25 protein-coding genes and 1 pseudogene are annotated in these 26,320 nt (G+C 73.8%); 14 read left to right on the top strand and 12 right to left on the bottom strand.

The genetic code is table 11. The features are described 5' to 3' along the window. Nucleotides 1-78 precede the first annotated feature (78 nt). From AC0OO9_RS17080 to AC0OO9_RS17070, 3 genes are all read right to left on the bottom strand, one after another. The gene (locus tag AC0OO9_RS17080; RefSeq protein ID WP_484511101.1) at nucleotides 79-1,038 is read right to left on the bottom strand and encodes a zinc metalloprotease; all 960 of its coding nucleotides are present in this window, start codon (nucleotides 1,036-1,038) and stop codon (nucleotides 79-81) included. Between the two features lie 252 nt (nucleotides 1,039-1,290). Further along, nucleotides 1,291-1,887: a dihydrofolate reductase family protein gene (locus AC0OO9_RS17075; RefSeq protein ID WP_484511100.1), complete on the bottom strand. Its 597-nt coding sequence runs from the start codon at nucleotides 1,885-1,887 to the stop codon at nucleotides 1,291-1,293. Next, the gene (locus tag AC0OO9_RS17070; protein WP_484511099.1) at nucleotides 1,887-2,651 is read right to left on the bottom strand and encodes a TIGR03089 family protein; all 765 of its coding nucleotides are present in this window, start codon (nucleotides 2,649-2,651) and stop codon (nucleotides 1,887-1,889) included. The genes AC0OO9_RS17075 and AC0OO9_RS17070 overlap by 1 nt, the downstream gene beginning before the upstream one ends. 247 nt (nucleotides 2,652-2,898) lie before the next feature. Between AC0OO9_RS17070 and AC0OO9_RS17065 the strand changes: the two genes are divergently transcribed. Beyond that, nucleotides 2,899-4,059: a hypothetical protein gene (locus AC0OO9_RS17065; RefSeq protein WP_484511098.1), complete on the top strand. Its 1,161-nt coding sequence runs from the start codon at nucleotides 2,899-2,901 to the stop codon at nucleotides 4,057-4,059. 106 nt (nucleotides 4,060-4,165) lie between these two features. Here the strand turns inward: AC0OO9_RS17065 and AC0OO9_RS17060 are convergent, their stop codons facing one another. The 3 genes from AC0OO9_RS17060 to ligD (AC0OO9_RS17050) all read right to left on the bottom strand — a co-directional run bounded on the left by AC0OO9_RS17060 (nucleotide 4,166) and on the right by ligD (AC0OO9_RS17050) (nucleotide 8,164). Further along, nucleotides 4,166-6,148 carry a family 43 glycosylhydrolase gene (locus AC0OO9_RS17060; protein WP_484511097.1) on the bottom strand — a complete coding sequence of 661 codons (1,983 nt, stop codon included), beginning with the start codon at nucleotides 6,146-6,148 and terminating at the stop codon, nucleotides 4,166-4,168. Nucleotides 6,149-6,318: 170 nt separating this feature from the next. Beyond that, nucleotides 6,319-7,233, bottom strand: coding sequence for a non-homologous end-joining DNA ligase (ligD, locus tag AC0OO9_RS17055; RefSeq protein ID WP_484511096.1), 915 nt, complete (start codon nucleotides 7,231-7,233; stop codon nucleotides 6,319-6,321). Continuing rightward, nucleotides 7,223-8,164, bottom strand: coding sequence for a non-homologous end-joining DNA ligase (ligD, locus tag AC0OO9_RS17050; protein WP_357576827.1), 942 nt, complete (start codon nucleotides 8,162-8,164; stop codon nucleotides 7,223-7,225). Before ligD (AC0OO9_RS17050) ends, ligD (AC0OO9_RS17055) begins: the two co-directional genes overlap by 11 nt. 85 nt (nucleotides 8,165-8,249) lie before the next feature. Between ligD (AC0OO9_RS17050) and ku the strand changes: the two genes are divergently transcribed. From ku to AC0OO9_RS17010, 8 genes and pseudogenes are all read left to right on the top strand, one after another. Beyond that, entirely contained in the window at nucleotides 8,250-9,266 is a 1,017-nt protein-coding gene (ku, locus tag AC0OO9_RS17045) for a non-homologous end joining protein Ku (RefSeq protein ID WP_484511095.1), read from the top strand. Nucleotides 9,267-9,357: 91 nt separating this feature from the next. Beyond that, nucleotides 9,358-9,750: a MerR family transcriptional regulator gene (locus AC0OO9_RS17040; protein WP_484511094.1), complete on the top strand. Its 393-nt coding sequence runs from the start codon at nucleotides 9,358-9,360 to the stop codon at nucleotides 9,748-9,750. Then, entirely contained in the window at nucleotides 9,720-10,067 is a 348-nt protein-coding gene (gene trxA, locus AC0OO9_RS17035) for a thioredoxin (RefSeq protein WP_484511093.1), read from the top strand. The genes AC0OO9_RS17040 and trxA overlap by 31 nt, the downstream gene beginning before the upstream one ends. An 82-nt stretch (nucleotides 10,068-10,149) precedes the next feature. After that, entirely contained in the window at nucleotides 10,150-10,794 is a 645-nt protein-coding gene (locus AC0OO9_RS17030) for a DUF4241 domain-containing protein (protein WP_484511092.1), read from the top strand. Nucleotides 10,795-10,882: 88 nt separating this feature from the next. Beyond that, a pseudogene (locus AC0OO9_RS17025) lies at nucleotides 10,883-11,570 on the top strand (FKBP-type peptidyl-prolyl cis-trans isomerase). Nucleotides 11,571-11,741: 171 nt separating this feature from the next. Beyond that, on the top strand, nucleotides 11,742-12,632 hold the full coding sequence (locus AC0OO9_RS17020) for an SCO6745 family protein (RefSeq protein WP_484511091.1): 891 nt from the start codon (nucleotides 11,742-11,744) through the stop codon (nucleotides 12,630-12,632). A 28-nt stretch (nucleotides 12,633-12,660) separates the two neighbouring features. Continuing rightward, nucleotides 12,661-13,332, top strand: coding sequence for an HAD family hydrolase (locus AC0OO9_RS17015; RefSeq protein ID WP_484511090.1), 672 nt, complete (start codon nucleotides 12,661-12,663; stop codon nucleotides 13,330-13,332). A 148-nt stretch (nucleotides 13,333-13,480) separates the two neighbouring features. After that, nucleotides 13,481-14,497 carry an NADPH:quinone reductase gene (locus AC0OO9_RS17010; protein WP_484511089.1) on the top strand — a complete coding sequence of 339 codons (1,017 nt, stop codon included), beginning with the start codon at nucleotides 13,481-13,483 and terminating at the stop codon, nucleotides 14,495-14,497. A gap of 200 nt (nucleotides 14,498-14,697) precedes the next feature. Here AC0OO9_RS17010 and AC0OO9_RS17005 read toward each other — a convergent pair whose 3' ends face one another. Continuing rightward, the gene (locus AC0OO9_RS17005) at nucleotides 14,698-16,347 is read right to left on the bottom strand and encodes a fatty acid--CoA ligase (protein WP_484511088.1); all 1,650 of its coding nucleotides are present in this window, start codon (nucleotides 16,345-16,347) and stop codon (nucleotides 14,698-14,700) included. 83 nt (nucleotides 16,348-16,430) lie between these two features. On the opposite strand from AC0OO9_RS17005, the gene AC0OO9_RS17000 reads away from it, so the two are divergent. Continuing rightward, entirely contained in the window at nucleotides 16,431-16,922 is a 492-nt protein-coding gene (locus tag AC0OO9_RS17000) for an NUDIX domain-containing protein (RefSeq protein ID WP_421456968.1), read from the top strand. A gap of 121 nt (nucleotides 16,923-17,043) precedes the next feature. Here AC0OO9_RS17000 and AC0OO9_RS16995 read toward each other — a convergent pair whose 3' ends face one another. Next, entirely contained in the window at nucleotides 17,044-18,714 is a 1,671-nt protein-coding gene (locus AC0OO9_RS16995; RefSeq protein WP_484511087.1) for an MDR family MFS transporter, read from the bottom strand. A 108-nt stretch (nucleotides 18,715-18,822) separates the two neighbouring features. Continuing rightward, nucleotides 18,823-19,383, bottom strand: coding sequence for a type 1 glutamine amidotransferase domain-containing protein (locus AC0OO9_RS16990; RefSeq protein WP_484511086.1), 561 nt, complete (start codon nucleotides 19,381-19,383; stop codon nucleotides 18,823-18,825). Nucleotides 19,384-19,498: 115 nt separating this feature from the next. On the opposite strand from AC0OO9_RS16990, the gene rfaE2 reads away from it, so the two are divergent. The 3 genes from rfaE2 to AC0OO9_RS16975 all read left to right on the top strand — a co-directional run bounded on the left by rfaE2 (nucleotide 19,499) and on the right by AC0OO9_RS16975 (nucleotide 22,955). After that, nucleotides 19,499-21,292, top strand: a complete 1,794-nt coding sequence (gene rfaE2, locus AC0OO9_RS16985) for a D-glycero-beta-D-manno-heptose 1-phosphate adenylyltransferase (RefSeq protein WP_484517973.1) — start codon at nucleotides 19,499-19,501, stop codon at nucleotides 21,290-21,292. Then, on the top strand, nucleotides 21,289-22,167 hold the full coding sequence (locus tag AC0OO9_RS16980) for a glycosyltransferase family 2 protein (RefSeq protein ID WP_484511085.1): 879 nt from the start codon (nucleotides 21,289-21,291) through the stop codon (nucleotides 22,165-22,167). The genes rfaE2 and AC0OO9_RS16980 overlap by 4 nt, the downstream gene beginning before the upstream one ends. Nucleotides 22,168-22,256: 89 nt before the next feature. Next, a complete protein-coding gene (locus tag AC0OO9_RS16975) occupies nucleotides 22,257-22,955 on the top strand; it encodes a DUF1963 domain-containing protein (protein WP_484511084.1) in 699 nt (232 codons plus the stop codon). Between the two features lie 59 nt (nucleotides 22,956-23,014). Here the strand turns inward: AC0OO9_RS16975 and AC0OO9_RS16970 are convergent, their stop codons facing one another. From AC0OO9_RS16970 to AC0OO9_RS16960, 3 genes are read right to left on the bottom strand one after another with little or no spacing between them, the layout of a single operon-like run. Beyond that, on the bottom strand, nucleotides 23,015-24,136 hold the full coding sequence (locus AC0OO9_RS16970; protein WP_484511083.1) for a glycosyltransferase family 9 protein: 1,122 nt from the start codon (nucleotides 24,134-24,136) through the stop codon (nucleotides 23,015-23,017). 8 nt (nucleotides 24,137-24,144) lie between these two features. Next, nucleotides 24,145-24,693: an Hsp20/alpha crystallin family protein gene (locus tag AC0OO9_RS16965; RefSeq protein WP_484511082.1), complete on the bottom strand. Its 549-nt coding sequence runs from the start codon at nucleotides 24,691-24,693 to the stop codon at nucleotides 24,145-24,147. Nucleotides 24,694-24,730: 37 nt separating this feature from the next. Then, entirely contained in the window at nucleotides 24,731-25,237 is a 507-nt protein-coding gene (locus AC0OO9_RS16960; RefSeq protein ID WP_151456572.1) for a DUF2231 domain-containing protein, read from the bottom strand. 167 nt (nucleotides 25,238-25,404) lie between these two features. On the opposite strand from AC0OO9_RS16960, the gene AC0OO9_RS16955 reads away from it, so the two are divergent. Continuing rightward, nucleotides 25,405-26,022 (top strand): pyridoxamine 5'-phosphate oxidase family protein, encoded by a 618-nt coding sequence (locus AC0OO9_RS16955; RefSeq protein ID WP_484511081.1) that lies wholly within the window; start codon nucleotides 25,405-25,407, stop codon nucleotides 26,020-26,022. The last annotated feature ends 298 nt before the right edge of the window (nucleotides 26,023-26,320 follow it).

Here is a 26,320-nt window from a genome sequence, read left to right as displayed (position 1 = left end):
CGGCGCGGCCCGGGATCAGCCGGTCCGGGGCCGACGGTGGCGGCCGGTCGACGACCGGCCGCCACCTGAAGCACTGCGTCAGCCGGCGCCGCCGGCCCGGAACGCGACCCAGGCGTCGCTCATCCGGTCCGCCTGACCCGGGGTGAACATGTTCATGCAGGAGTCCTGCGTGTAGTCCATGAAGTTGTGGATCGGGTCCAGCCCGGGTGCGGTGCAGGTGTCCGCGCCCACGGGGCAGTTGAACTGCGGCGCCGCCTCGCGCGGGGTGTCCGCGACGAAGTCGCCGGAGGCGGAGCAGCCGTGCGCGAAGGTGTGCTCCAGCATCAGCCAGTGCCCGACCTCGTGCGTCAGCGTGTCGCCGAGGGCGTACTTGCCGGCCGTGCCGCCCGGCATCGACTCGTCGAGCATGACCACGCCGTCGATGTAGTCGCGGCCGTTGTTGTAGCCCTTCGGGAAGTACGCCCAGCCGAGGAGCCCGTCGCCGATGTTGGCCGCGTACACGTTGAGGGTCTCGGAGTCGCCGGTGTACAGCGCCTTCTTCATGTCGCGCTCGTTCTTGCCCGGCACGACGGTGTACCAGTCGCTGTTCACCGTCCACGTCGTGTCGACGAGGTCGAACCGGAACGGCGTGTCCGAGGCGTTGGCGGCGGTACGGCCCGCGAACGAGTCGTTGAGCACCTTCATCTGGGCCGCGATCAGGGTGTTCCACCTGGTCGTCTCGGCTGCGGTGAGCGGGTGGTCGGAGATCATGTGGAAGACCGTCGGCACGGTGACGCTGCCGTTGGCCAGGCGCGGGGCGTCCTTGATGACGCCGTAGGCGTTCGCCTCGTTCTTGGCGTAGAGCTCCGGCTCCTTGGCCGTGGCGCCCTCGGCGAGCCGGGCCGCGCCGTGCCCGTGGGCGTCCGGCTCGCACTCGGCCGCGCCCGGGGAGACGGGCACGGGCGCCGCCGACACCGCGCCGTAGGCGCCGCCGGACGCCAGGAGCGTCGCGGCGGTGGCGGTGAGGACCGCGAGTCGGAAGATGGGTCTCCTGTGCATCGGTGCACCTTTCAGGAGTACGGAGGCGGTGCGAAGTCGACGCGGGGTTGTCATGACCAGGGTCGATGACGTCGTCTCCCCGGTATGAGACCACGTCGATCGCGCATGCAACAGACCTGCGGAAAGAGCCTGTTCTCCCTGTAACGCCACGGGGTCGGGGAGCGCTGATCGAAGGCGCGCGGGGCGTTCCGCGGCCCGCGCCGCGCCTGTTCGGGGCGTACCGGAAGAGGCTCGTTTCGTCCTTTCGGACGGTTACTGTCGGCGGACCCGGTAGTAGAGGTGGGTGACCCGGTCGCCCTCGACGACCGTCGGGTCGGACAGCTCGACGGGGGCGTCGCGGACGTGGTCGAAGAACGGCACGCCGTCGCCGAGCAGCACCGGCACCAGGTTGACCCGGATCTCGTCGAGCAACCCGGCCGCCAGGCACTGGCGGGCGACGCTGCCGCCGTTGACCGCGACCCAACGGTCGCCGGCCAGCTCCCTGGCCTGCGCGACGGCGGCCTCCACGCCCTCGGTGACGAAGGTGAACGGCGCGCCCGGCCGGGGCCAGCCGTCCGGCACGTGGTGGGTGACGACCACGACGGGCTTGTCCATGGGGTGCCGGCCGTCCCAGGCGTCCACCAGGTCGAACAGCCGCCGGCCGACGACCAGGGCGCCGGTGTCGTCCAGGGTGTGCCGCAGGTGCCCGGCACTCGCCTGCGAGGTGCGGAACGTCATCTCCGGCTTGGCGGTGGCGGTGGCGACGTCGCCGTTGCCGTACCAGTGGAAGAGGTGGTCGAAGCCGCTCTCGCCCGGGCCGGCGATGTAGCCGTCCAGCGACATGCTCGCCTCGGTGTAGATCCCGGCCATCAGAGCACCCGGGTGATCTGCTCGGCGGCGATCCGGGCGTCCGACCGGGCCGGATCCAGGTTGGCGCAGAGCACCACCGACGCGCCGACGGCCAGCGGCGCCAGCAACCAGTACACGGGCTGTTCGTGCTCGGCGACGTCGACCAGCAGCCGGTCGCCTGCCCGCAGGTCGAGCCGCTCGGCGACGGCCAGCGCGACGCTGCCCCACTCGCGGTAGCTCGTACCGTCGGGGCTGGCCGCGTCGGCGCTGGTCAGCGGGGCGGACGCGGGCAGCGCGTCGGTGTGCCGGCCCACCTCGGCCAGCCAGTCCCGGTATTCCTCGGGGGCCGGGGCGCGCGGGGTGACGCCGAGGCCGAGGACGAAGCGGTGCCGCGCCTCGGGCACGTCCTCCAGCCAGTCGTCGAGCCGCTCGGCGCTGACGAAGACGGCGTCGTACGGCTCGTCGGAGCCCGGCTCGACCGGCGGCAGGCCGGCGGTCGCCCGGGGCCGGAAGGACACCGCCACCCCGGCCGACCAGGCGCCCAGCAGCACGGCGGCGCTCTGCCAGTGCGCCGGGAGCAGCACGGCCGCCCGGTCACCGACGCCCAGCCCGCAGCCCTCGCGCAGCAGCCCGGCGGCCCGCGCCGCCCAGCCGCCCAGCTCCGTCGCGGTCAGGTCGACCCGCTCACCGGTCGCGTCGTCGAGGTAGGTGAGCAGCGGCCGGTCCACCTCCGCCGCCCGGCCCCCGGTCAGCGGCTCCCGGACGAGGGCATCGGTCATGTTCATGTCGCACTCCTCGGCAGGCTGCGGTCAGCCTACTCAACGGGCTACGGGCCGGTAGGGCACCGATGCGCGGTTCCGGGCACCCGCGCGGACACCCAGGGGCACCGCGCGGGCACTGGCACCACACCGGACGTCACACTCCTGGGCGCGGTGGTTCGGGCAGGCGGCGCCGCCGCACCGGTTCGGGCATTGACCGGCGTTGCCACACTCGTGGCGCGGACGGTCCGCCGAGGCCCAGGGAGGCTGCGTCATGCAGACAGACGAACGTGTGCCCCGGACCCGGCGGGGCGGGACGCTGCGGGGCACCGTGGCGCTGGCCGTACTGCTCGCCGGGGCGGCGCTGGCCCGGCCGGTGCCCGCCGTGGCGGACCCGCTGCCGGATCCCGACCCCACGGTCACCGCCACGGTCTGGGCGCACGCCCCGACCACGACCGAGTACCGCATCACCGGCGGCTACAGCGCCCACTCCGGCGACGGCGACGTCGTGGTGCGGCGGACCGGCACCGGGGCGTACACGGTGGCGCTGGAGGGGGCGGCGACCAGCGGCGGGGTGGCCCACGCGGTGGCGTACGGGGGCGGGCCGGTTCTCTGCACGGTGGCGAGCTGGTACCGCAGCCCCATCGGCGCCCCGGACCTGTTGATCCAGGTGCGCTGCTTCGCCGCGACCGGCAGCCCGGCGGACAGCCGCTTCGTGGCCACCTTCACGAACGTCCGGCAGGTCGGCCGGGGCCGGCTGGCGTGGTTCGTCACCGACCAGGCGCAGCCGACCGGCGTACGCACGCTGCCCGCCGCCTACCGGTACGACTCGACCGGGGGGACGGTCGCCTACGAGCGCCTCGACAAGGGCCGGTACCGCTTCCTGATGAACCCGAACCCGCCCAGCGAGGGCGGAGCGATCTTCCCGTTGGCGCACGTGACCGCGCTGGGCGGCACCGCAGTGCACTGCCAGCTCGATCCGCCGGACGGGTGGGTGGTCCACTGCGCGAACGCCGCCGGCATGCCGGTGGACGCCCGCTTCGTGGTCACGTACGGCTCCCGGGTGGACCTCCTGGGCCGCGCGTTCGGGCCGCGCTTCGCCAGCGGCGTGTTCCACGGTGAGAACGTCAGTGGCACCTGGATCGGCGGCGAGAGCTACAACTCGACGATCCCGGGCTTCGGCGGCACGACGGGCACGGTGCTCGGCACCGGCCGCTACCAGGCGCGCTTCGCCGGCACGGGCACCGGTTACGGCACCGCCTTCGTGAACTCGTTCGTGACCAGTCTCCAGCGTCCGCCGCGCGGCTACTGCGTACTGGCCGGGTGGTCCCCGTCCGGGGCGGACACCGTCGTCTCGGTCAACTGCTACACCTGGCTGGGCGTGCCGGCCAACCTGAACGCGCGGATCTCGTACACCACCTGGCCGGCCGCCTGACCGATCGCCTCGGCGGCCGGGCGACGCCGCCGAGCGCGGGCCCACCCGATGCGGCGCGGCGTCACCCGGGCCGCACCGGCCGGCCGGGGTGACGCCGCCGCGCGGCTCAGGGGGCGACCTGGCCGCCCCACGACGTGGGGACCGCGCCGCCGGCCGGCTGCCAGTGCCGGTCGACGAGCGTCCCGTCGGCGCCCCGGGTGTAGACGTGGGTCTCGTCGCGCCAGGCCAGCGCCACCGGGTCGGTGGTGGCGCCGGTGCCGCCGCTGTCGGTGGTCACCGTGCCGCCCGGTCGCCACGACATGCGCCACAGCGTGCCGTCGGCGGAGCGGGCGAACACCTGCTGCGTCTGGCCCTGCCGGATGGCCCAGGGCGTGCCGACGACGTTGCCGCCCCAGTTGTCGGTGAAGACCCGGTCCAGGTCGTGGGAGTAGAAGCGGTGCTCGATGCTGCCGTCGGCGGCCCGGTAGAAGACGTGCTGCTGGTCGCCGAAGGCGAAGCCGGTCGGGTCCGAGTGGACCTTCCCGACACCGCCCCAGTCGTCCAGCCTGGGCAGGTTGTTCGCGATCTTCGGGTACCAGACCCAGTGGCGCAGGGTGTTGTCGCTGCCGCGCGCGAAGACGTGCTGCTCGTCGTGGAACGCGTACGCGACCGGGTTGCCGACCACGTCGCCGCCGTGCCAGACGTCCCGGCGGACCGTGCCGTCGAGCTCCTGCCACCAGTGGTGCAGCCTGCCGTCGGTGCCGCGGCCGAACACGTGCTTCTGCCCGTTCAGGTAGAGCATGCCGGTCGGGTCGCCGGCCAGGCCCGCGCCCCAGTCCTCCTGGCGGACGCTGCCGCCCGGGGCCCACCACCAGTGCCGCAGGTTCCCCTCGGGGGTACGGGCGAAGACGTGCTGTTCGCCGCCGACCGGGTAGCCCGTCGGCCGGCCCGCGATCGGACCGCCCCAGGTGTCGCGGTGGATCGAGCCGTCGGCCGGCTCCCGCCACCAGTGCGAGAGCATGCCGTCGGGGGCGCGCTCGAAGTGGTGCCGCTGCTCGCCGGAGACGTACCCGCGCGACGCGCCCGGTTCCTGGCTGGCCCACGGGTCCCCGGAGGGCGGCACCTGCGGCGTGCTCAGGGAGACCGGACGGCCGAAGTTCGGCGTGCCGTCGGCGTTCCAGACGACCGGTTGGGCGCGCGTGGTGCGGCCGTCGTAGGTGTACGCCGAGCTGGTCTTGCCGTGGTAGACGATCCAGTCCTGGGTGCCGTCGGGCGAGCGGAAGAAGCCGTTGTGCCCGGGGCCGAAGACGCCGGCCGCGTCGTTGCGGGAGAAGACCGGTCCGGGGTGCTGGCGCCAGTTCGACACCACCAGCGGGTCCGCGCCGTCCGCGATGGACTTCATCCACAGCTGGTAGTCCGGCTTGCCGGTGTCGCAGGCGGAGTAGACGAGGAAGAGCCGCCCCGGGCCGCGCAGGCCGGTCGGCCCCTCGCGTACCTCGTGGCAGCCGCCGTCGGCCGGCAGCGCGACGCGGTTGCCGGTGGTGGTCCACGGCGACGTCATGAGCCGCAGGTAGAGCTGCGCCGGCCCGCCCATCCCCCGGCCGGGGCCCGTCCAGGCGAAGTACGACCGGCCGTTGTGCGTCACCGGCTCGCCGTCGATGGCGTACTCGCCGTAGTCGGCGATCCGCCCCTTGAAGTGGTACGGGCCGAGCGGGTTGTCGCCCTCGGACTCGATGACGTAGTTGCGGTGGTTGGCGTCGACGCCGTCGCTGGCGGTGTAGTAGATGTACCAGCGGGGTCCCTCGGGCCGGACGAAGCGGTGGATCGAGGGGGCCCAGACCTGCTTGTTGCGGCTCGGGTCCGGGTCCCGCCACACCGTCCGCTCGGGCGCGGTGGCCAGGCCCGCCAGCGTCGGGGAGGTCCAGATGCCGATCCGGTCGCCGAGCGTGGTGGACAGGAAGTAGGCGCCGTTGAAGTAGGTCATGGTGGGGTCGGCGCCCCCGTTCAGCTGGCCGCGGAACAGTGTCGAGGCGGCGGCGGGCTGCGCCGGCAGGGCCAGCAGCGGCAGGACGCACGCGAGGGCCAGGAGGCGGGCGATGAGCCGTTTCATGGGCGATCCTCCGACTGGACGCGCGCCGACCTCGGCTGAGATTTCTTTCACGCCGGACGCGAATGTCGTCGGATACTAACAGCCAAAATCATGGCGGTCGATGCGGTAGTCGTCGGAGACGCCTGCTCGCCGGCGTCGGGAGCCGGCGGACGTGGTCAGGTGCCCCGCAGTCAGCGGGCGGGCAGTTCGGGGCCGCCGTCGAGCAGCGGGGCCAGCAGGTCGCCCTGCTTCTCCACCCGCTTGAGCACCTCCCCCGCCGTGTACGGCTTCGTCGCCGGCCGCCTCCCCGCCGCACCCGCCTCGACCTCGTCCCAGGTCAGCGGGGTGGAGACCGACGGCACGGACTGCGCCCGCAGCGAGTACGGGGACACGGTCGTCTTGGCGGCGTTGTTCTGGCTCCAGTCGATGAAGACCTTGCCCGGCCGCAGGTTCTTCGCCATCTTCGACACGACCAGCTTCGGGTGCGCCCGCTCCAGTTCCTGCGCGATCCGCTTCGCGTAGTCGGACACGTGGTCGGAGGACTGGCTGCCGGCGATCGGGCAGCAGAGCTGCATGCCCTTCTTGCCCGAGGTCTTCGGATAGCTGTCGATGCCGTCCTCGGCGAGCCGGTCGCGCATCAGCAGCGCCACCTGGCAGCACTGGCGCAGCGCCGCCGGCGGCCCCGGATCGAGGTCGACGACCATCATGTCGGGGTGCTCGCCGACCTTCCACTGCGGCGTGTGCAGCTCCAGCGCGGCGAGGTTGGCCAGCCAGACCAGGGTGGGCAGGTCGTCGGCGACCACGTAGTCGATGGTGTCCCGGCCCTTGCTGGACCCGGGCGCGGGCAGCGTCTCGGTGCGTACCCAGCCGGGGGTGGCGGCCGGGGCGTTCTTCTCGAAGAAGGAGCCGCCGGTGACCCCGTTGGGGAAGCGGATCCGGGTGAGCGCCCGGTCGGCCAGGTGCGGCAGGAGCACCGGCGCGATCCGGGTGTAGTAGTCGATCACCTCGCCCTTGGTGAACCCGGCCTCGGGATAGAGCACCTTGTCCAGGTTGGACAGCTCCAGCGCGCGCCCCTCCACGTCCACCTTGAACCGCTCAGCCGGCATCGTCGACCTCCTCGGCGGGTTTGTCGGGCCGCAGCCGGAGCACCCGGGGGAACCGCAGTCGCCCGTCCGGGGTGCGCTGGCCGTACTTCACCTCCACCACGACCAGGGGTGTTACCCAGATCGCGCCCCGGGCATCCTCGCGCGGCACGTCCCCCGCGAACGGCGACGCGCCGGCGCGCAGCGGCTCCAGCTCGCGGAGCAGTTCCCGCTCGATGGCCGCGCCGATGCCGCCGCCGACGCGCCCCCGGTAGGTGAGCCGCCCGTCCGGGCGCGGCACCCCGACCAGCAGGCCGCCGATCCGGCGCGCCCCGGGCCGCCAGCCGCCGACCACGAAGTCGCCGGTGACCTCCAGCTTGACCTTCACCCAGTCCGGCGAGCGCACGCCCGGCCGGTAGACCGAGTCGACCCGCTTGGCCATCACCCCTTCCAGGCCGTGCTCGCCGGCCGCCTCGTAGGTGGCCGGGCCGTCGCCGAAGAGCGGCGACACCGCCCACCGGGCGCCGCCGAGCGCCAGGCCGTCCAGGGCCGCCCGCCGGCGGGCGTACGACCGGCCGGTCAGGTCCTCGCCGTCGAGCCGGAGCAGGTCGAAGATCATGTACGTCACCGGGGCGACCGCCGCCAGCCGGGCGGCCTTGTTCCGGTCGCGCACGTGCATCCGCTCCGCCAGGGCCGTGAACGAGGGTTGGCCGGTCTCGCCGAGCAGCACCACCTCGCCGTCGAGCAGCGCGTCGCCCGCCTGCTCGTGCAGGGTGGCGAGCTCGGGGTACGCGGCGGTGATCTCCACGCCGCTGCGGGCGTACAGGTGCTGCCGGCCGCCGGAGATGTCGGCGAGCGCGCGGACGCCGTCCCACTTGAACTCGTAGGCCCAGCCGGCACCCGCCGGGAGCTGCCCGGTCATCGCGAGCATCGGCTTGAGCGGCGCGCCGGGCACGTCCCGACTGTACTTGCGCACCGAAGCGCTCGCGTGGCCTTCGATCATTTGCGATCCTGGCTGTACCGGCGAGAGGAGCACGAGGATGCGGGCCATCTGGAAGGGAGCCGTCTCGTTCGGGCTCGTCTCCATCGGGGTCAAGCTCTACTCGGCCACCGAGGAGAAGGACATCCGCTTCCACCAGGTGCACCGGGAGGACGGCGGGCGCATCCGCTACAAGCGCACCTGTCAGATCTGCGGCGAGGAGGTCACCTACGACGACATCGCCAAGGGCTACGACATCGGCGGCGGCGAGATGGTGATCCTCACCGACGAGGACTTCGCCGAGCTGCCGCTGTCCAGCTCGCGCGCGATCGACGTGCTGGAGTTCGTACCGGCCGAGCAGGTCGACCCGATCCTCTACAACAAGGCGTACTTCCTGGAGCCGGAGGGCACCGCCACCAAGCCGTACGTGCTGCTGCGCGACGCGCTCGCCGACTCGGAGCGGGTGGCGATCGTCAAGGTGGCGCTGCGCCAGCGGGAGCAGCTCGCCACGCTGCGGGTCCGCGAGGGCGTGCTGCTGCTCAACACGATGCTCTGGCCGGACGAGATCCGGAAGCCCGACTTCGGCTTCCTCGACGAGGACCTGAAGGTCCGCCCGCCGGAGCTGGCGATGGCCAGCTCGCTGATCGACTCGATGGCCGGCGAGTTCGAGCCGGACGCCTTCACCGACGACTACCGGGCGGCCCTGCAGGAGGTCATCGACGCCAAGGTGGAGGGTCGCGAGGTGGTCCAGCCGGAGGAGGTCGAGGAGGCCCCGGCCGCGGCGGTGGACCTGATGGCGGCGCTGAAGGCGTCCGTCGAGCGCGCCCGGTCCGCCCGGGGCGAGGCGCCGGCCGGCGGCGGCGGGGAGCCGACCCCGATCTCGGCCGCCCGCTCGGCGCAGAAGAAGGCCGCCGAGAAGAAGGCGGCGAAGGCGCCGGCCAAGAAGGCCGCCGAGAAGAAGGCCGCGCCGAAGAAGGCCGCCGCCAAGAAGGCCGCCTCGAAGAAGGCCGCCGAGGGCGAGAAGAAGCCCGCCGCAAAGAAGGCCGCCGCGAAGAAGACGGCCCGCAAGACGGCCTGACCCCTGGCCAAGGTGCCTTCCTTACATCTGAGGTTGCCTTGACGCCGGTGGGAAGGTCTAGCGTCGGTCGGGTCGGACGAGGGGGGGTCGGATGCTGATCGGTGAGCTGGCGGAGCGCGCCGGCACGAGCACCCGGGCCCTGCGTTACTACGAGACGCACGGCCTGGTCCGGGCGGCCCGTTCGGCCAACGGGTACCGGGTCTACGACGAGGCGGAGCTGCACGTCGTACGCGAGATCCGGGCGCTGCTGGCGGTGGGCTTCGGCCTTGACGACATCCGCCCGTTCGTCGCCTGCCTGCGGGCCGGCAACGCCTCCGGTCACGTCTGCCCCGACTCGGTGGCCGTGCTGCGGCGCAAGCTGGCCGAGGTCGACGCCGGCATCGACCGGCTGCACGCGGTCCGCCGGGAGTTGCGCGACCAACTCGCCCACGCCATCACCCAACGGGAGGAAACATGCTCGAGACTGCGCCGGGCGGCTCGCTGACCGCCGTCACCGACGACACCTTCGCCACCGTGGTGCTCGCCGCCGACCGGCCGGTGGTGGTCGACTTCTGGGCGGACTGGTGCCCGCCGTGCCGGGCCATCTCCCGCAGCCTCGCCGAACTCGCCGAGGAGTTCGCCGGGCGGCTGGTCGTGGCCACGATCGACACCGACGCCAACCCGACGGCCACCCGCACCTACGGCGTGATGTCCCTGCCCACCCTCCTGATGTTCCGCCACGGGCAGGTGGTCGGCTCGATCGTCGGCTCCCGCCCGAAGCACCACCTGCGTCAGGCGCTGGCACGGCATCTCGAGGGCTGAACCGCCGGCCGGCGCGGTGCGGTCTCGCGGGTGCGGATCGCCGCGGGTACGCTCCGCCGGCCCCCGCCGCGAGAGGAACCCCATGCCGTACACCCCCGACCTGGACCGGCTGCTGACACCCGGCGCCCGCTTCGCCGACGAGCACGCCACGTACGTCATGGAGGTGCACCCGCTGGGCGACGTCGTGCTGCCGACGGGGCGGGTGGTCGGCTGCGACCCGGTGGCCTGCCCCGAGGACGAACCGTTCACGGTCGGGGTGGCCCCCGGTCGCTACCCGGCCCGGGCCTGGATCGCGGTGGTGCGGGGCGAGGACACCGAGGCGGACCGGCGGGTGGCCGCCCTCGAACTGGTGGTCCACGACGAGCCGACGGCCCGCTGGGAGATGGCGCTGGTCGGCGACCAGGACGTCTCGGCCCTCAAGCCGGACGGTTGGTTCGGCTACGGGGTGGACACCGGCATCGGCACCCTGGCCGATCCCACCGCGCTGGCCGCCCTGGAAGCGTGGGGCGAGGACGCGGTGTCGGACGTCTTCGTCGCGGACGAGCCCGCGGGCGGGCCGGTGCCGGGGCACGTCGCCGCGGTGCTCGACGAGGCGACCGGGGCCAACGTGGTGACGGTCTGGTCCGGCTGGGGCGACGGCTGCTACGGCACCTGGATCGGGCGGACCGCCGACGGCCGGGTCACCTCGTTCGTGACCGACTTCATGGTGGTGCCGGGGCCGGCGTGACCCGTGCGGTGGGAGCGGCCCCGGTCGAGGCGGCGCGGTTGGCGGCCGGGCGGGTACCGTGTGCGTCGGCTTTCCCCCCGGCACTCCGATGCCGGCCACCACCTTCGCAGCAGGGAGTCGACGCCGTGAGCGAGCGTACGCAGAACCGGTCCCAGAAGTCGGAGCGGCGGCTGGCCGCCCAGTTGGCCGCGCAGAAGGCGGCCGAGGCGAAGCGCCGCCGGCAGGCCTGGGCCGGCGGGCTCGCCGGGGTCGCCGTCGTCGCGGTGCTGATCACCGTCTTCGTGACGATCGGGCGCAACAACGACGGCGACAAGGACCAGACGGCCAGCGCCCCCTCGGCCGGCCCGTCCGCCAGCGCCCCCGCCGCCGACACGCCCCCCGCCCCGCAGCTCCCGGAGGGGGCGGACCCGGCCCTGGGCACCAAGCCGAAGGTCACGGCCGGCGAGGGCGAGCTGAAGAAGCTCGTCGTGACCCCGCTGATCAAGGGCACCGGCCCGGCGGTGAAGAAGGGTCAGATGATCACCACGAACTACGTCGGCGTCTTCTACAAGGACGGCAAGGAGTTCGACTCGTCGTGGAACGCCGGGCAGCCGGCCTCCTTCGCCATCGGCGTCGGCCAGGTAATCCCGGGCTGGGACCAGGGCCTGGTCGGGGTGACCGTCGGCAGCCGCGTGCAGCTCGACCTTCCGGCCGAGCTGGCGTACGGCACGAACCCGCCCGGTGGCCGTCCCGCCGGCCCGCTGCGCTTCGTCGTGGACGTGCTCGCGGCCCAGTGACCCGCGCACCGGCCCGGTCGGCCCCGTGACCGGGCCGTTGCCCCGCGATAGCGGCCCGGTTCGCCCGGGATGTCGCCCGTCGTTGATGCAGTAGCCCACAGAGGGCTTCCGGCCCCTCCGCCACCGGCAGTAGGTTCAGCGTCACCCCGGGCGGTCCGACCGTCCGGGGTGATGACCGGACCGGACGCGGAGGTGCACGTGACGGCGCTGGACGACGCGGGGCGGACCGCCCGGGTGTTGTGGACCCACTACGAGCCGGTCCACGCGATCACCTACTTCCACCCCCGCGCCCGGGCCGCCTTCGAGGCGGTCGGGCTGCGGGGCTTCTGGCGCGGCTACTTCGCCGGCCGGGCCGCGCCGCTGGGGGCCGCCGAGCCCGCCCCGGTGACGGCGGCGTTCTTCAACTTCGCCCCGCACACGGTGGCGCGGGCGCTGCCGGCCGTCTGGCGGCTGGCCACCCCGCAGGAGGCGCTGCGGGCGCGGCTCACGGGCGCCGTGCAGGCGCTGGCCGAGCTGACCTACGAGCTGCCGGAGTCGCACCTCGTCGAGGCGGCCGAGCTGCTGGAGGCCGCCGCCGCCGAGGCGGAGCCCGCCGGCCGGGTGCTGGGCGCCGCCAACGCCGCCCTGCCGCGCGGCGAGTACCCGCTGGCCCGGCTCTGGCAGGCCGCCACCACCCTGCGCGAGCAGCGCGGCGACGGGCACATCGCCGCCCTGGTCGCGGCCGACCTCGATCCGGTGGAGACGCTGGCCTGGCGGGTCGCGGTCGACATCTCGCCGCTGAACCTGCTCGGGCGCGGCTGGTCGGAGGAGCAGTGGGCCGCCGCCCGCGCCCGGCTGGCCGAGCGGGGCTGGCTCACCCCGGACGGGAAGCCGACCGAGCAGGGTCTCGCCCGGTTCCAGGCGATCGAGGACGCCACCGACGCCGCTGCCGCCCGCCCGTGGCGGACGCTGGGCCCGGAGCGCACCGAGCGGCTGCGGGAGCTGCTCGAACCGATCGCCCGCGCCGCCCACACCGTCATCCCGGAGGGCAACCCGATCGGCCTGCCCGCGCTGCGGAGCTGACCCCCGCCCGCCGGCCCCGACGCCGCAGATGGGGCAGGATGGGTCCGTGGCGGATGCGGTGGTCTTCGACCTGGACGGCGTGATCGTGGACTCCGAGCCGGTGTGGGAGGAGGTCCGGCGGGCGTACGTCGCGGCGCACGGCGGCACCTGGCAGCCCGACACGCAGCGTCGGCTGATGGGCATGAGCACCGGCGAGTGGGCCCGCTACCTGAGCGGCGAGCTGGGCGTCGACCGCAGCCCCGAGCAGGTCGCCGCCGAGGTGATCGAGGAGATGACCCGGCGGTACGCGGAGCGCGTACCGCTGATCGACGGGGCCGACCAGGTCGTGCGCAGGCTGGCCGGACGGTGGCCGCTGGGGCTGGCCAGCTCGTCGCCGACCCGGCTGATCGCGGCGGCGCTGGCCGCGACGGACCTGACCGGGGCGTTCGGCGCCACGCTGTCGACCGAGGAGACCGAGCGGGGCAAGCCGGCGCCCGACGTCTACCTGGCGGTCGCCGAGCGGCTGGGCGTCGATCCGGCCCGCTGCGTGGCCGTGGAGGACTCGTCCAACGGCGTCCGCTCGGCCGCCGCCGCCCGGATGACGGTGGTGGCGGTGCCGCACGGGGCGTACCCGCTGGACCCGGACGCCGAGCGCCTGGCGACGCTGCTCCTGGGCGCGGTCGGGGAGCTGACCCCGCAGGCCGTCGACCGCCTCGGGTAGGCGGCCCACCGGGCCGACACGCCACGCCTGACGCGGCGACCCCCGAAGCCAACGCCGGCCCAACCCGCCGGGCGCGGGCATGAGCGCGGATCCGCCGGGTACCGCAGCCACGGCGCCCCGGCCGGGGCCGCCGGGTGAGGAGACGGGGATGAAGGCGATCGTGTACGAGCGCACCGGTGACGCCTCGGTGCTGCAACTTCTCGACCGGCCGGTGCCGGAGCCCGGCCCCGGCGAGGTCCTGGTGCGGGTGGCGTTCTCCGGGGTGAACCCGACGGACTGGAAGTCCCGCTCGCAGGGGCCGATGCCGGGTGACTGGCAGACGCCGGGGCAGGACGGCGCGGGGGTGATCGAGGCGGTGGGCGAGGGCGTCGACCGGGATCTGATCGGCGAGCGGGTCTGGCTGTGGGAGGCCGCGTGGCAGCGGCCGTGGGGCACGGCCGCCGAGTACACGGTGGTGCCGGTCCGGCAGGCGGTGCCCCTCGGCGACGCCTCCTTCGAGCTGGGCGCCTGCCTGGGCATCCCCTTCCTCACCGCGCACCGCTGCCTGACGGCCGGCGAGTACACGCCGGACCGGCTGCACGCGGGCGCGCTCAGCGACCACACGGTGCTCGTGCAGGGCGGGGCGGGCGCGGTGGGCAACGCGGCCATCCAGCTCGCCCGCTGGGCGGACGCCTGCGTGGTCGCGACCGTCAGCAGCCCGGAGAAGGCGCAGCTGGCGGCGGCGGCCGGCGCGTCCTTCGTGGTCGACTACCGGACGCAGGACGTGGTCGAGGAGGTCCGCAAGATCGCGCCCGACGGGGTGCACACCATCGTCGAGGTCTCCGCGGCGCGCAACGCCGCCGCCGACGTCCAACTGCTCCGGCGCGGCGGGGCGGTCTGCGTCTACGCCGACGACGGCGGGGACGAGGTGACCCTGCCGATCCGCCCGTTGCTGGCGCCGAACGCGCGGTTCCAGTTCGTCCTCGTCTACACCGAGCCGAAGGCAGCCAAGGCCCAGGCGGTGGTGGACGTGGCCGCCGCGGCGGCGCAGGGCGGGATCCGGGTGGGCGAGGACGCGGGCCTGCCGCTGCACCGCCACCCGCTCTCGGCGGCCGTCGCGGCCCACGAGGCGGTCGAGAACTCGGTGGTCGGGAAGGTGCTGATCACCACCAGCGGGGACGAGTGACGACCGGCGGCCGAAAGCCCTCTGAGCTGGGCGGATTTCCCCGTAGTGGGCACAGAGGCGAACAAGTTTCGCAACAATGACGGTGCGGGTACCCCGCATGGAGCGGGCGGCCCCGGCGCGGTGCGAACGCCGGGGCCGCCCCTGGGGAGGGAGTTCAGGAGTGTTCCCTACCCCAACAGGCGACAATGCGCCTGAGAACGTTACGGGGCGGTCAGCTCCCGGACACTCAGTTCGCCCCCGGCGTACCGGGAACGGACGACCTTCTTGTCGAACTTACCGACGCTGGTCTTCGGCACCGCGTCGATGACGGCCCAGCGTTCCGGCAACTGCCAGCGGGCCACCGACCCGGCCAGGAACTCCCGCAGCTCCTCGACCGTCGCCGACGCCCCCTCGCGGAGCACGACGGTGGCGAGCGGCCGCTCACCCCAGCGCTCGTCGGGCACCCCCACCACGCAGGCCTCCAGCACCGCAGGGTGAGCCATCAGGGCGTTCTCCAGCTCGACCGAGGAGATCCACTCGCCGCCGGACTTGATGACGTCCTTGGCCCGGTCGGTGAGCGTGATGTAGCCGTCCGGCGAGAGGGTGCCGACGTCGCCCGTACGCAGCCAGCCGTCGCGGAACTTCTCCTCGTCCGGCACGTCGTCGCCGACGTACCGCGCGGTCACCCACGGCCCGCGGACCTCCAGCTCGCCGACCGACGCCCCGTCGGCGGGCAGCGGCTCGCCCAGCGGGCCGACGATGCGGGCCTCGACCCCGGCCGGCACCCGGCCCTGCGTGTAGCGGTAGCGCCAGGCCTCCTCACCGGTCGCGCCGGCCGGCGGCCGGGAGACCGAGCCCAGCGGGGACATCTCCGTCATCCCCCAGGCGTGGATGACGTCGATGCCGTGCCGCTCGGCGAACGCGTGCATCAGTGCCGGCGGGCAGGCCGAGCCCCCGACGATCACCTCCCGCAGCGAGGAACTGTCCACGTCGTGGGCGTCCAGGTGGGCCAGCAGGTCGGTCCAGATGGTCGGCACCGCGCCGGCCAGGGTGGGCCGCTCGGCGGCGATCATGTCGGCGATCGGCGCGGCCTGGAGGAACCGGTCCGGCATGATCAGCGACGCCCCCGAGAGGAAGGCCGCGTACGGCAGGCCCCAGGACATCGCGTGGAACATCGGCACGATGGCCAGCTCGCGGTCGGTCGGGCCGAGGCCGAAGCCCTCCGGCATGCAGACCTGGAGGGAGTGCAGGTAGATCGAGCGGTGCGAGTAGGCCACGCCCTTCGGGTTGCCGGTGGTCCCCGAGGTGTAGCAGAGGGCGGCGGCGTCGCGCTCGTCCACCTCGGGCCAGTCGAAGACGTCCGGGCGGTCGGCCAGCAGCGCGTCCCAGTGGTGAACGGCGATCCGGTCGCCGGCCGCCGCCGTGAGCGGGGCCGGGTCGCCGCCGCCGACGACCACCACGTGCCGCACGGTGCCCAGCTCGCCGATCACCCGGGCCAGCAGCGGGATGAGCGTCGAGTCGACAAGCACCACCCGGTCCTCGGCGTGGTTGGCGATGTAGGCGACCTGGTCGGGGAAGAGCCGGAGGTTGAGGGTGTGCAGCACCGCGCCCATGCTGGGCACCGCGAAGTACGCCACCAGGTGCTCGGCGTTGTTCCACATGAAGGTGGCGACCCGCTCGTCGCCGGTGACACCACACTCGTCGCGCAGCGCGTGGGCCAGCCGGGCCGCCATGCGCCCGACCTCGGCGTACGTCATCCGGCGCGGCTCGCCGCCCGTCCAGGTGACGACCTCCGCCGTGCCGTGCACGGTGGCGCCGTGGCCGAGGATCCGGGAGACCTGGAGGGGGGCGTCCATCATCGTGCTACGCATGGGTAACAAAGTAGTGTCGGCGGTCACAGGTTGGGAACCCTGGAATGCCGGTCGAGACCGTAACGGCACCGTAAATTGTCCGGGTGAGCATCTCCTGGGCCGATTCGTACGTGGGACAGCTACGCGCGCTCGCCGGTGACCGGACGCTGATGTTCGTCGGCGCCCGCGCCGTGGTCCGCGACAAGGCGGGGCGCCTCCTGCTGATCCAGCGCTCCGACAACGGGCAGTGGGCCCTGCCCGCCGGGGCGATGGAGCTGGGCGAGTCCATCGCCGACTGCGCCGTCCGGGAGGTCCGCGAGGAAACCGGGCTGCGCGCGCTGCGGGTCAGCGCCTTCGCCCTCTACACGGGCCCGGACCGCACCCACACCAACATGTACGGCCACACGTACCAGATCTTCACGACCGCGTTCCGGGTCGACGAGTGGGACGGCGTGCTGACCCGGGTCACCGACGAGACGACCGACGCGGGCTTCTTCCACCGGGCGCAACTGCCGGCCCCGCTCTCCGCGAGCGTCGCCGAGACCGTCGCCGACCTGGACGTCTTCGAGCAGACCAACCGGCTGATCCTCAAGTAGGCGGGCCGCCCCGGCCCCGACCGGTCCCGGCTCGGGCCCCAGGTCGGGACGGGAGCCGAGACCGAGATCGGGACCGCCAGGGCCCCGCCCGGAAGCCGGGGCCGGGACCGGGGCGGGCCGGTCAGAGCATCGTCTGGCTCTTCGCCTCCATCTCGGCGGCGGCCTCCTCCTTCGACTCCCTGTCCAGCGGCTTGCCGCCGGGCGCCGGGCCCTCGCCACCGAGGCCGTCCGTGCCGCCCGTGGCGCCGCCGCCCGGGCCCGCACCGCGCAGCTTCTCGTTCGGCAGCGCCAGGGTGACCAGCACCGCCACGATCGCGATCAGGCCGGTGGTCAGGAAGACCAGGTGCAGCGACTCGACGAACGCCGCCTGGACGGCCGCGCGTACCGGGGCGGGGAGCGCCAGGATGGTCGCCGGATCGTTGACCGAGACGTCCGCCCCGCCGCTCGCCGCGACGGCGGCCTGCTGCTCCGGGGGCAGTACGGCGATCGCGCCCGGCAGCCGGTCCGCGAGTTCCGAGGTGAGCCGCGACGACAGCACCGCGCCGAGGATGGCGACGCCGAACGAGCCGCCCAGCGACCGGAAGAACGTCGCCGACGAGGTGCCGGCGCCCAGGTCGCGCATCGACACGGAGTTCTGCACGGCCAGGATCAGCGACTGCATGCAGAGCCCCAGCCCGATCCCGATCACGACCATGTAGCCGAAGGCCACCCAGAGCGACGTGTCCACCTCCAGCCGGGTGAACAGCAGCATGCCGACCAGCAGCACCGCCGCGCCGGACACCGGGAACCACTTGTACCGGCCGATCCGGCTCATCGCCCGGCCGGTCAGCACCGAGGTGACGATGATGCCGGCCATCATCGGCAGCATCAGCAGGCCGCTGCGGGTGGGCGAGGCGCCCCGGACGATCTGGAGGTAGAGCGGGATGAAGATGATCGAGCCGAACATCACCAGGCCGAGCACGAAGCCCGCCGAGTTGGCCAGCGCGAACGTGGCGCTGCGGAACAGCCGCAGCGGCAGGATCGGCTCGGCGACCCGGGCCTCCTGGAGCACGAAGAGCACGCCGAGCACCGCGCCCGCCACGAAGAGGCCGATGATCACCCCGGAGCCCCAGGCGTACTCGTTGCCGCCCCAGCTCAGCGCGAGCAGCAGGCTGCTCACCCCGGCGACCAGCAGCGCCGCGCCGAGCCAGTCGATCGAGTGGTCGCGCCTGGTGAACGGGATCAGCCGCAGCACCCGGGAGCACACGACGATCGCCAGGATCCCCAGCGGCACGTTGATGTAGAAGATCCACCGCCAGTCGGTCTCGGCGAAGTATCCGCCGACCAGCGGCCCGGCGACCGAGGAGAGGCCGAAGACCGCCCCGAACAGGCCCTGGTAGCGACCGCGCTCCCGGGGCGACACCACGTCCGAGATGATGGTGAACGCGAGCGTCATCAGGCCGCCGGCGCCGAGGCCCTGGACCCCCCGGGTGACGATGAGCTGGGTCATGTCCTGCGACAGGCCGGCCAGCAGCGAGCCGAGCAGGAACGTGCCGATGGAGAAGAGGAAGACGGGGCGTCGCCCGTACAGGTCGGCCATCTTGCCGTAGAGCGGCGTCGAGGCCGTGGAGGCCAGCAGGTACGCGGTCACCACCCACGAGTAGTGGTTGATCCCGCCCAACTCGCCGACGATGGTCGGCAGCGCGGTGCCGACGATGGTCTGGTCGAGCGCGGCCAACAACATGCCGGTCATCAGGCCGAACATCAGCAGCCGGATCTGTCGCCCGCCGAGCGCCGGGGCTTCCGTGGTCATCCCGCCTCCTTTCCCCGCTCACCCGAAACATGCGTGCGGAGCGTAGGGCACCTCGTCGATCGTGGGGCCGGTGGCACTGCGGCCACCGACCTCACGACCAACGATCGGTCAGCGGGACGAGTGCGGGCCCTCGGCGAACTCTTCGACGATCCTGGCGCAGAAGGCCGGCAGATCGTCCGGCTTGCGGCTGCTGACCAGGCCGCCGTCCGTGACGACCTGCTCGTCGACCCAGTCCGCGCCGGCGTTCGCCAGGTCGGTGCGCAGGCTGGGCCAGGAGGTGAGCCGGCGGCCCCGCACCACGTCCGCCTCGATGAGCGTCCACGGGCCGTGGCAGATCACCCCGACCGGCTTGCCGGCGTCGAAGAACGCCCTGACGAAGCGCACCGCGTCCGCGTCGGCCCGCAGGAAGTCCGGGTTCGCCACCCCGCCCGGCAGCACCAGCGCGTCGTAGCCGGCCGCGTCCGCGTCGGCCGCGGTCACGTCGACGTCGTACGTCTTCGACTGGTCCAGGTGGTTGAAGGACTGGATGGTGCCGGGCTTGAGTGAGACCAGCTCCACCGTGGCGCCGGCCTGCTCCACCGCCTCGCGGGGCTGGACGTACTCGACCTCCTCGACGCCGTCGGCGGCCAGGAACGCGATCCGCTTGCCCTGAAGTGTCGTCGCTGCCATCTCGGTCTCTCTCCTCTCCGGGGGTACCGTCCGTCCCTTCCCGGGGCCCGGTGCCCGAAACCCCTCCCCGGCGGCGGCAGGTTTGGCCCGGATGCCCCGGGGGACCCGGGACGGCATGGCAGGAGGAGCAGCGGAACAGCGCCGGCTCGCCGCGGTGGTGGAGGGCTGGCTGGGTCGTCCCGTCCTGGTCGTCGGGGACGCCATGCTCGACGAGTGGCGCTTCGCCGAGTCCGACCGGCTCTGCCGGGAGGCGCCGGCCCCGGTCCTCACCCTGCGCCGGCGGATCTCCGCGGCCGGCGGAGCGGCGAACACCGCCGTCAACGTCGCCGCACTCGGGGGTCGGGCGGTGCTGGTGGCACCGGTCGGCGCGGACGTCGCCGGCGACGAACTGCACGACTGTCTGGACCGGGCCGGCGTCTGGGACCGTACGGTCAACCAGCCCGCACGCCCGACGCCGGTGAAGCGGCGGATGCTGGCGGGCAACCAGATCCTGCTCCGGGAGGACTCCGGCGACCCCGACGACGTGCTCGACGCCGACGGGGTGGCCCGGCTGCTCACCGCGCTGGACTGCGCCACCGAGGAGCTGCGCGCGGCGGGTGGCGAGGCGCCCACCCTGGTGGTCTGCGACTACGGCCTGGGCGCGCTGCCCGCGCCCGTGCGCGCCTGGCTGGTGACCCACCGGGAGCGGTACGCGACGGTCGCGCTGGACGCCCACGACTTGGCCGACTGGCGCGGCCTGGCCCCGACGGTGGTGACCCCCAGCTTCGCCGAGGCGACCCGGCTGCTCGCCCGGGCCGCCGGCGCCCGCCCGGCGCCCGGTGCCGGGCTGCACCTGCACCACCCGGACGGCGACCCGGCCGACGGCCCCTCCGAACTCACGGTGGGCGTCTCCCCCGGCGGTCTCGCGCCGCACCCCGCCGCCCACCGCCCCGGCCCGACGAACCCGACCGGCGAGCCGACGGCCGGCGAGGGCCGGGTGGCGATGACCGGCAACGGGCTCACCGTGACCGGCACCGGCGTCACCGTCAACGCCACGGCCGGCGAGGGCGTCGACCGGGCCGTACTGGCCGAGTCCCGCCTCGCCGAGCTGCGCGCGCACACCGGCGCGGACGTGGTGGCGGTGACCCTGGACACCGACGGCGCGGTGGTCGGCGGGGCGGACGGCGAGCCCCGGCGCAGCCACAGCACCCCCGTGCCGGCCAGCCACGCGGTCGGGGCGGGCGACGCGTACCTGGCGGCGATGACGCTGGCGCTGGCCGCCGACGCGCCGCTGCCCACCGCCGCCCAGCTGGCCCAGCTCGCGGCGACCATCACCGTCTCGGACACCGGCACCTGCGTGTGCCGCCGGGAGGACCTGCTCGTCGCGCTGGACGCACCGGTCGACGGGGCGGGCCACCGGGCGCTGGTCGGCACCGGCGAGCTGGCCGCGATCGTCGAGGAACACCGCCGGGCGGGCCGCGCGATCGTCTTCACCAACGGCTGCTTCGACGTGCTGCACCGGGGCCACGTGCGCTACCTGGAGCAGGCCCGCGCGCTCGGCGACCTGCTGGTGGTGGCGGTCAACTCCGACGGCAGCGTACGCCGGCTGAAGGGCCCGGACCGGCCGGTGAACCCGGTCGAGGACCGCATCGCCCTGCTCTCCGCGCTGGCCTGCGTCGACCACGTGGTGGTCTTCGAGGAGGACTCCCCGGCGGAGCTGATCGAGGCGGTCCGCCCCGACGTGTACGTCAAGGGCGGCGACTACCCGCCGGAGATGGTGCCCGAGGCGCCGCTGGTACGCAGCCTCGGCGGGCAGGTCCGCACCCTCGGGTACGTCCCCGACCGGTCCACCTCGGCGATCATCGACCGGATCCGGGCGCACGGCCAGGAGCCGCAGGAGGACACCTCCCTGACGCCCGAGCCGTCGTGAACCGCCCGCTCGACCCCGGCACGACCGGCGGGTTCCGCACGGACCGGCTGCTCGACGTGCTGGTCCCGACCCGCAACCGCCCCGCCGAACTGGCGGTCACCCTCTCCGGGCTGGCCGCCCAGGAGGGCGTGCCCGGCTTCGGCGTGGTGGTCAGCGACCAGTCCGACGGCGACGCCGCGTACCGGCACCCGGCGGCGGCCACCATGGTCCGGGCGCTGCGCCACCGGGGGCACCCCGTGCTGCTGACCCGCCGGCTGCCCCGGCGCGGGCTGGCCGAGCACCGGGCGTACCTGCTGGCCGCGTCCGCCGCCCGGTACGTGCTCTGCCTCGACGACGACGTCTGGCTGGAGCCGGGCACGCTGCGCCGGCTGGTCACCGCCGTCGAGGAGCTGGGCTGCGGCTTCGTCGGCAACGCGGTGCACGGGCTGTCGTACGCCGACGACGTCCGGCCGGAGACGCACCGGCACTACGAGGAGTGGACCGGCCCGCCCACGCCGGAACGGATCCGCCCCGGCACGCCGCAGTGGGAGCGGGCGTCGATCCACTCGGCGGCGAACCTGCTGCACGTCACACGGCAGCTCGACCTGCCGTCGGGTGCCTGGCGGGCGTACAAGGTGTCCTGGATCGGCGGCTGCGTGCTCTACGACCGGGCGAAGCTTGTCGACTCCGGCGGGTTCGACTTCTGGCGGCGGGTGCACGAGAAGCACCAGGGCGAGGACGTTGCCGCCCAGCTCGCCGTGCTGGCGCGCTTCGGCGGCGCCGGCGTCCTGCCCAGCGGCGCGTACCACCTGGAGTCGCCCACCACGGTCACCGACCGGGAGGTGGAGGCGTGGGAGGTCGTGCTCGCCGACGACGACGCGCCTCAGCGGGTGTGAGTGCCAGTCACCGGTCGTCTCACCCCCTTGCCACAATGCGGTCCGTAAATGAACTGGAAGCGTTCCGCGCCGCTGCCCAGAAAAAGGAAATGCCCGACGACGCCATCGACTGGTGGCTGCGCCTCGCGCGCCCCTGCCTCTATCTGGAGAAGGACGGCAGCGGCCCCGTGGTCGGGCACTTCGGCGGCACGCCCTCGCTGCCCGCCTCGGTGGTCTGGCCGGACGACACCGTCCACCTGGCCTCGATCGACCTCGCCGCGCTCCCCGACGGCGCGCTCGACCTCGGTCTGCCCAGCGACGGCACCCTGGTGTTCTTCGTGGAGCCGGACATGCCCACCTACACCGGTCAGGTGATCCACGTGCCGGCCGGCGCGACGGTCGCCGAGACAAAACCACCCTCCGGCTGGGACCCGTACGACCGTTTCCCCCTGCACGCCACGCCGAACTGGAGCCTGCCCGAGCGCCCTTCCGTCACTCCCGGCTACACCTGGGGCGACCGCGACGACGAGCCCGACTACAGGAGCATCGTGTGGAGCCTCGGCGACGAGCACGACGCCGACGAAGTAATCGTCCTCGGTGGTCACGGGCTGTCGAACACCGGTGGCCTTGGCGTTCCCGTCAACGAGGAGAGGGGAGAGGTGCTGCTGGCCGAGTTCTTCCTGAACGAGGAGAAGGTCGGCGAGGGCTTCGGGACCGACTACGCCACCGTCTACTACACGATTACCCGCGAGAGTCTGGCTGCCGGCCGCTTCGCGGAGGTCTCCGTGAACGCCGACTTCCACGGCTGACCCGCGGCACAGCCGGTCACCGGTCGTACCGGCCGGGCGGCCCGGCTCCGACGGGCCGCTCAGGGTGCTCCGGGCTGCGGGCGGAGCAGCTCGCGGGCCGCCTCCAGGACCTCGACCACCGGCACGTCGGTGACGAAGGAGTCCCGGTGCGGGCACTCGCCGTCGCCGGGGCGGTGCGGGTAGATGCCCGGGGTGCAGTCCACCCCGCAGACCGGGCAGAGCACCGTCCACGAGCTGATCGGCCGGTGCCGGCCGCGCAGCAGGTTCGCGACCGTGATCAGGTTGCCGACCCAGAAGATGCCGACGGTCGCGGTGCCCACGGCGGCGGCCAGGTGCAGTGGCCCGGTGTCGTTGGAGACCACCAGCTCGCAGCCGGCGTAGCAGCCGGCGAGGCCACCGAGGCTGAGCGTGCCCACCTGCGGCCGGACCGGCACCCCGGCCGCCGCGACCACCCGGTCCACCACGTCCTGCTCGGCGGGCGTGCCCGTGACCAGCACCTCGTACCCGTCGCCGACCAGCTCGCGGGCCACCTCGGCGAAACGTCCGGCGGGCCACCGGCGGCGGGTGTCCGTGGCCCCGGGGTGCAGCGCCACTCTCGGCCGCTCCGCCGGGCCGAGCACCTCGGCCGCCTCGGCCCGGTCGGCGTCGGTCACGGCCAGCGCCGGGACGATCGTGGTGGTGCCCGCGCCGACCAGGCCGGCCACCTCCAGGTAGCGGATCACCTCGTGCTGGTAGTAGACGTACCGGGTCCAGCGGTCCAGCGGCGGTGCGTCCTCGGCGCGCAGCCCGGCGGTGACCCGCGCCCCGAGGGCGGCGACGAACGGGTTGGAGTTGGCCCCGCCGCCGTGCAGCTGCAACGCCAGGTCGAAGCGTTCCTCGCGGGCCGCCGCCAGGAAGTCGTCAAGCGTCGACTCCGGCTCGCCCGGATCTGGACCCCGGATCCCCGGCACGGGCGGCACCACCAGCACGCGGTCCACCGGCCCGGGCCGGTCGCGCCAGAACTTCGCGTGCCACGGCGCGCCGAGCAGCACGATCTCCGCTTCCGGGTACGCGGCCCGCAGCGCGTCCAGCGCCGGCAGGACGAAGATGAAGTCCCCGAGCGCGTTGGCGCGCAGCACGGCGATCCGCTCGACGTCGGGCACGCGGCCGGTGGCCGGGCCGAGCAGGTTCGGGGTGCCCACGCGGCTCGTTACGGCCGGTCGGTCTCGCCGACGGCGATGTCCGGGTGGTGCATCTCCCGGTCCGCGGCCGGGTCGAGGACGCTCGGCGTACCCCCGTCGGGGCCGGCGGGTCGGGGGCCGGTGCGGCCGACGGTGATGGTGCGCGGCGCGGGCCGGGCGGCCCGGGGCAGCCGCACCCGGAGCAGGCCGTGGTCCATGACCGCGTCGATGCTGTCGGGGTCCACCCGGGACGGCAGGTCGACCCGGTACTCGAAGCCCCGGGTCTCGAAGCCGCCGGGGATGCCGTGGTCGGCGTTGACCTCGGCCTCGGAGCGGGCCCGGACGCAGAGCTCGCGGTCGTCCAGTTCGACGGCCACCTCCTCCGGCGCCACCCCGGGCAGCCGCACCACGACCTCCCAGCCGTCGGAGGTCTCGGCCATCTCGACGTCCGGCGGCCCGGTCCGGCCGCCGACCAGCCGGCGCAGCTCCGAACGCAGCGACTGGAGTTCGCCCATCGGATCCCAGCCCTGCTGCCGGCCGCGCCAACCCCGGCCGGTCCCGCCGCTCTGCTCGCTCATGCCGGCCCTCCGCTGACGACCCGCTCGCTGCGCTCGCTCACTGCACCTCTCCGATCCGGTGGGTGGCCGCCGGGGATCGCAGTGAGCTGGGCGCGTCCAGCCCGGCCTCCCGGTCCACGCCGACGCCGAGCCGGTCGACCAGTTCCCCGCCCAGCCAGGCGCTCACGCCGAGGATGGCCAGCGCGACCACCTCGATGGCGATCAGCGCGCCCCCGGCGGCCCGGGATTCGGCGTTGAGCCGGACCACCCAGATCGCGGCGAAGAGCAGGATCACCGCCACGTTGGCGGCGGCGTGCGTCAGCGCCACCCGCTTCGCGCGGGTGGCCGACGGGATGGCCAGCAGGTCGAACGTCCCGGCCGCCGCGGCCAGCAGGCCGCCAATCAGGCCGACGGTGATGTTCCAGTACGCGACCTCGCCGAGGAAGTCCGGCCCGCCGACGGTGTCCACCAGGTCGAACAGGACCGCGGTGACCAGCAGGCCGACCGGGAACATGACCAGCATCGGGTGGACGGGATGGCCCAGCACCTTGAGCCGGCTCTCCATCGGGCCTCCACTGCTCGGTCTCTCCGGGCGGGTCGGGTCGGTCTCCCCGGGCGGGTCGGGTGAGGCGGTACCCCCGGCCTGGAGGGACAAACCTCGCGCTGGTCGCGCTCTAGGCTGACTCGTGGCGGACACCCCGCCACCGGAGTCAACGCACGGGGGAGGATCACGTGACGGTGGACATCACCTCGCACGAGGAACTGCGCGAGCTGCTGGGGGCGCCGATGCCCCGCGCGGTGACCAAGGAGCGGCCCGTCCTGCACGCCCGGGACCGGGACTGGCTGGCCGCGTCACCGTTCTGTCTGGTGGCGACGGCCGGCGCGGACGGCAGCTGCGACGTCTCGCCGAAGGGCGACCCGCCCGGCTTCGCGCTGGTGCTGGACGAGCGGACCATCGCCGTCCCGGAGCGACCGGGTAACCGGCGCGCCGACGGCTACCGCAACATCCTGGACAACCCGCACGTCGGATTGATCTTCCTGATCCCCGGGCGTACGGACACGCTGCGGATCAACGGCCGGGCCCGACTGGTCCGCGACGCGCCGTGGTTCGACGACATGGTGGTCAAGGGGCACCGCCCGATCCTCGCCGTGGTGGTGGAGATCGAGCAGATCTTCTACCACTGCGCCAAGGCGTTCCTGCGCTCCGAGCTGTGGCAGCCGGAGAGCTGGCAGCCGGACGCGCTGCCGTCCCGGGCCCGGCTGATCAAGGAGGTCGAGAACCCGGCCGAGAGCCTGGCCGACCTGGAACGCCACTACGGCCCGAGCTACGCCACCACCATCTACACCTGACCCCTCGCTGCCAGCCCCTGAGCCCTCCCCTGTCCGCACTTGCCGCCTCGCCGTCAGCTCCTGAGCCCGCCCCCGCACTGGGCCGTGCCCTCCGTGCCGCGTCCCGCCTGCCGTCCGAGCCGCGACGGCGCCGGCACCTGGATCAACGGCGGGCAGGGCGCCCTCTCCCAGTTGGGCCCTCTGGGGATCAGAGCGCCTGGAGATGCGGCACCCCCTTGCCCCACCGCGCCACGCGCACGGCGCCCACCCCAGTGAGCCCCTTGGTGATCAGGACGCCATGGACGTCAAGGGGCGCGTT

The organism is Micromonospora sp. USAFONa4 (assembly GCF_057197825.1).
Note: the sequence above shows the minus strand (reverse complement) of the source record. Positions and strands in the feature narration are given on the sequence as shown.